The organism is Kineococcus vitellinus, from assembly GCF_009906315.1.
Lineage (GTDB): Bacteria > Actinomycetota > Actinomycetes > Actinomycetales > Kineococcaceae > Kineococcus > Kineococcus vitellinus.
The window spans coordinates 1-4,743 of record NZ_JAAALL010000319.1 but is presented as its reverse complement, the minus strand read 5'-3'; the positions used below and the strand labels follow the sequence as shown (position 1 = coordinate 4,743).

General features: G+C 76.3%; 5 protein-coding genes. 3 read left to right on the top strand and 2 right to left on the bottom strand.

Features of this window, described 5'->3' with window-relative positions; all coding sequences use genetic code 11:
* From GTQ99_RS19925 to GTQ99_RS19915, 3 genes are all read left to right on the top strand, one after another.
* Positions 1–1,242 (top strand): M20 family metallo-hydrolase (locus tag GTQ99_RS19925; RefSeq protein WP_205707874.1); only part of this gene is annotated, 1,242 nt, incomplete at its 5' end.
* Between the two features lie 28 nt (positions 1,243–1,270).
* The gene (locus GTQ99_RS19920; RefSeq protein WP_166617448.1) at positions 1,271–2,389 is read left to right on the top strand and encodes a class II histone deacetylase; all 1,119 of its coding nucleotides are present in this window, start codon (positions 1,271–1,273) and stop codon (positions 2,387–2,389) included.
* An 81-nt stretch (positions 2,390–2,470) separates the two neighbouring features.
* Positions 2,471–3,340, top strand: coding sequence for an HAD-IIB family hydrolase (locus tag GTQ99_RS19915; protein WP_166617447.1), 870 nt, complete (start codon positions 2,471–2,473; stop codon positions 3,338–3,340).
* On the opposite strand, the gene GTQ99_RS19910 is transcribed toward GTQ99_RS19915, so the two are convergent.
* On the bottom strand, positions 3,321–3,599 hold the full coding sequence (locus GTQ99_RS19910) for a hypothetical protein (RefSeq protein ID WP_166617446.1): 279 nt from the start codon (positions 3,597–3,599) through the stop codon (positions 3,321–3,323). The two genes, GTQ99_RS19915 and GTQ99_RS19910, sit on opposite strands and share 20 nt — an antisense overlap.
* On the bottom strand, positions 3,596–4,576 hold the full coding sequence (locus GTQ99_RS19905) for a chymotrypsin family serine protease (RefSeq protein ID WP_166617445.1): 981 nt from the start codon (positions 4,574–4,576) through the stop codon (positions 3,596–3,598). The genes GTQ99_RS19910 and GTQ99_RS19905 overlap by 4 nt, the downstream gene beginning before the upstream one ends.
* Between the last annotated feature and the right edge of the window lie 167 nt (positions 4,577–4,743).

Here is a 4,743-nt window from a genome sequence, read left to right as displayed (position 1 = left end):
GCAGGAGGGCGTGGCCGGATGAGCTTCCTGCAGGAGTTCGCCGAGCTGTCGGCGATCGGGGCCACCCCGGGCGGCGGTGTCGAGCGCCAGGCCGGCACCGCCGCCGACGGGGAGGCCAGGCGCTGGCTGGTGCAGCGGCTGACCGCGGCCGGCCTGGCCGTGGACGTCGACGCCGTCGGCAACGTCTTCGGCCGCGCCGAGCTCGTCCCCGGCGCCCCGCACGTCCTCGTCGGCTCGCACCTGGACTCCCAGCCGCGGGCCGGGCGCTTCGACGGCGCCTACGGCGTCCTGGCCGCCGTGCACGCCGCGCGGCACGTGCTCGCGGAGGTCGCCGCGGGCCGGCTGCGGCCGCGGTTCAACCTCGCCGTCGTCGACTGGTTCAACGAGGAGGGCAGCCGCTTCCAGCCCAGCCTCATGGGCAGCGGCGCCTACACCGGCGCCCTGCAGGTCGAGCAGGTGCTCGCCGCCCGCGACCTGGAGGGCACCAGCGTCGCGCAGGCGCTGGAGGGCATCGGGTTCCGCGGCAGCGCCGAACCGCCGGCGGCGGTCGCCTACGCCGAGCTGCACATCGAGCAGGGCAGGGCGCTGGAGCGCCTGGGCGCCGACGTCGGCCTCGTCGAGGGCGGCTGGGCGGCGCGCAAGCTGGAGGTCGTCGTGCACGGCGTCCAGGGGCACACCGGGGCCACCGCGATGGCCGACCGCCACGACGCCCTCGCCACCGCGGCCCGCCTGGTGTGCCTGGCCCGCGACCTCGTGGACGAGTTCCCCGACGGTGCGCTGCTGACGGCGGTGGGCCGGATGACCGTCCTGCCGAACTCGCCCGTCGTCGTCGCGCGCGAGGTGCGGCTGAGCCTGGACGTGCGCTCGGCGGACCCCGACCTGCTGGAGCGGGCGCACGCGCTGCTGCTGGAGCGCTTCGCCGCGGCCGCCGAGCGCGGTGCCGTCGAGGTGGAGGTCGTGCGCTCCTCGCTGCGGCCGGCGGCGCGGCTGCCCGCCGCCGGCGTCGACCTCGCCGAGGTCGTCGCCAAGGAGGCCGGGGCGAGCACCCACCGCATGCTCACGATGGCCGGGCACGACGCGATCGCGCTCGACGCGCTCGTGCCGACCGTCCTGCTGTTCGTGCCGAGCGTCGAGGGCGTCTCGCACGACGAGCGCGAGCTCACCCGCGACGAGGACCTGGAGCGCGGGGTGGACGTCCTCGCCCGCCTGCTCGCCCGCCTCGTCGCCGGCGACCTCGGCTGACCACCCACCCGGCACGGAGGAGACGCGCATGAGCACCGGCTACGTCTGGCACGAGCTGTACGCCTGGCACGACACGAACGTCAACCGCTCCGGGCACGTCCCGGCCGGGCTCGGCGCGCAGCCGTACGCGCACTTCGAGAGCCCGGAGTCCAAGAGCCGCATGAACGGCCTGCTGGAGGTCTCCGGCCTGCTGGAGCAGGTCGTCCGGATCCGCCCCCGCAGCGCCACCGAGGAGGACCTGCTGCGCGTGCACACCCCCGAGCACGTCGCGGCCGTCGCGGCCGCCAGCGCCGCCGGCGGCGGGGACGCCGGCGACGGCGTGAGCCCGTTCGGGCGCGGTTCCCACGAGATCGCCCGCCTGGCCGCCGGCGGCACCATCGCCGCGGTCGAGGCCGTCCTCGACGGCGTCGTCACCAACGCCTACGCCCTGGTGCGCCCGCCGGGCCACCACGCCCGCCGCGAGACCGGCATGGGGTTCTGCCTGTTCGCCAACATCGCCGTCGCGATCGAGTGGGCCCGCGCGCACCGGGGCGTGCGCCGCGTCGCCGTCGTCGACTGGGACGTCCACCACGGCAACGGCACCCAGGCGATCTTCGAGGACGACCCGGACGTCCTGACGATCTCGCTGCACCAGGACGGGCTGTTCCCCGTCGGTTCCGGCGCGCTCGCGGAGCGGGGCACCGGCGCCGGGGAGGGGTCGGTGCTCAACGTGCCGCTGCCCGCCGGCACCGGCGACGGCGGCTACGTCGACGCCGTCGCCGACGTCGTCGTGCCCGCGCTGCGCGGCTTCGGCCCCGAGCTGGTCCTCGTGGCCAGCGGCTTCGACGCCAGCGCCCTCGACCCGCTGGGGAACATGGTCGTCACCTCCTCCGGCTACCGGCAGATGGCGCGGCTGCTGAAGGAGGCGGCCGAGGAGCTGTGCGGCGGCCGCCTCGTGATGTCCCACGAGGGCGGCTACTCCCCGGTGTACGTGCCCTACTGCGGCCTCGCCGTCCTGGAGGTGCTCGCCGACCACCCCACCGGCGTCGTCGACCCCTACGAGAGCGGCTACCGCGAGCTGCCCGCCCAGCGCACCAGCGCCCAGCAGCGCGAGGTCCTCGACGCGGCCGCCGCGCTCGCGGGCCGCCTGCGGCTCACGGTGCCGTGAGGGCGCGGGCCGGGCGGCCGGCCGGGGTCTGAGCCCGCGGGGGGGCGGACCCTCCCGGCGCGGGTGGGGCAGGATGACCCCGTGAGCCCGGACCTGCCTGCCACCCTCGACGACGCGGAGCAGGCGGAGGCGTCCTTCGCCCGCGGCTGGCGCCTGGTCGCCACCGACCTCGACGGGACGGTGATCCCGCGCGAGCGCCCCATGAGCCGCCGCACCCTGGACGCGTTCGCGGCCTGCCAGCGCGAGGGCATCCCCGTCGTGCCCGTCACCGGGCGCCCGCCGCGGTGGGTGACGCCGCTGGCCGGCGAGGCGGGGCTGCGCGGGCAGGTGGTCTGCGCCAACGGCGCCGTCGTCTTCGACCTCGACAGCGGGCAGGTCGTGCGCCAGCACAGCATGCCGGTGCAGGTGCTGCGGGAGGTCTCCCAGCGGCTGCGGGCCGCGCTGCCGGGCATCGGGTTCGCGCTGGAGTCCGTCGTCGGCTTCCGCCGCGAGGAGGCCTACGCCACCCGCTTCGACGGCGGGCTGGAGCAGCGGGTGGGGGACTTCGAGGACCTGCTCGTGGACGTCCCGCCCGTGGTGAAGATCCTCGCCAAGCGCCCGGGCACGCCCAGCGACGAGATGCTCGCCACGGCCCTGGACACCGTCGGCGACCTGGTCAACGCCACCCACTCCAACGCCGCGGACTCGCTCATCGAGATCATGCGGCTCGGGGTGAGCAAGGCCTCGACGCTCGCGGAGGTCGCCGCCGAGCGCGGTGCGGGGCCGGAGGCGGTCGTCGCCTTCGGGGACATGCCCAACGACCTGGAGATGCTGCGCTGGGCCGGGCGCTCCTACGCGATGGCCGACGGGCACCCGGACGCGGTCGCGGCCGCGGACGCCACGGCCCCGGCGTGCGACGACGACGGGGTGGCGCAGGTGCTGGAGCGGCTGCTCAGTCACCGCCCGGGCTGAGACCCGGGGCGAGGCCGCTGGGGGTGATGCGCCCGACGACGGCCACCCGGACGCCGACACCGTCCACGGTGTCCGGCAGGTCCGGGTAGTCGTCGCCGTCGACCACGTTGACCTTCACGGCCCAGTCGCCGCTGCTGCGGGTGAGGCCGATGCCGTTGACGCGGGGATCACCCGCGACGAGCCGGCTGATCTGCGTCTTGACCGCGCGAGCGGCGGAGGCGTCGGGCCGTGCGCCCGAACCGGGGAAGGGTTCGCTCACACCACCAGTGTCGCACCGAGGCTCTCCAGCACAAGGCCGATCGGGTTGCAGAACGTCAGCCCGGAACCGTCCGCCCCGCCGCGCTCGCTGCCCGCGAACAGCAGCCCGACGGCCTCGCGGGTGTCCGGGCGGTACACCAGCGACCCGGAGTCGCCGCCCGCGGAGAAGGCCCCCCGCGCACCGGTGACCTCGACCTGCCCGTCGAAGCTGACGACGCCGACGGGGTACTCCACGGCCACGTCGTCGAGCTCGATGGCGCTGATGCGGCCCTTCGTCCAGCCCGTCGTGCGCCCGACCTTCTCCACGGCGACCTCGTCGTCGGGCTCGGCCCAGCCGGTCAGCCGCCCCACCGGGTAGGTGGGGTCCACGTCCGCCACGTCCGCGACGTCCTCCAGCAGCGCGAGCGCGGCGTCCACGCCGTTGCCGCCGCCGGCGTCGAGGGGGACCGCGCGCGCCAGCCGGCCCACCCGGTCGCCGGCGGTGCCGCCGTCGTGGGGGCCGGGCTGCAGCACCGGGTCGTCGAGGGCGGCCTGGTCGGAGGCGGCCAGGACGTGGTTGTTGGACAGCGCGAAGACGCCGTCGGAACCGGCGACGGTGACGAAGCCGCCGAGGGTGCCGGCCGTGACGTCCCGGTGGGCGATCGAGAGCCCGGGGTGCAGCGGCCGGACCCGCTGCTGCAGCGCCTGCGGCGTCCACGTCAGCCCCTCCGCGGGGGCGGTGAGCGCCCGGACCCGCCCGACGTCGCGGATGTCGACCTCGCTGCCGGCGCTGGTGCCGGCGAGCTCGCGGGCGCCGGCGAGCAGCGCCTGGCCGCGGCCGCCGGAGTAGCGGACCGCCAGGCCGTAGCGGGGGCCCTGCGGGCCCCGCCCGAGCACGCTGATGCCGACGCTGGCCACGCCCGCGGGGGCGACGGCCGCCGCCTGGACCGATCCGGCCAGCAGCTGCGCCTTCAGCTCGCGGGCGTTGTCGATGTGCACGAGAGGTCCCCCTGTCGATCGCCGATCACGGTGCGCTCACTGTGTCAGCACGCTCCGACACGCACCTGCTCCCGCCGGGCGACCCCCCTGTGGACGAGCGGTGATCTTCCACGGTGCACCGCGGAAGATCACCGCTCGTCCACAGGGGGCGGGGCGTCGGCGGGAGC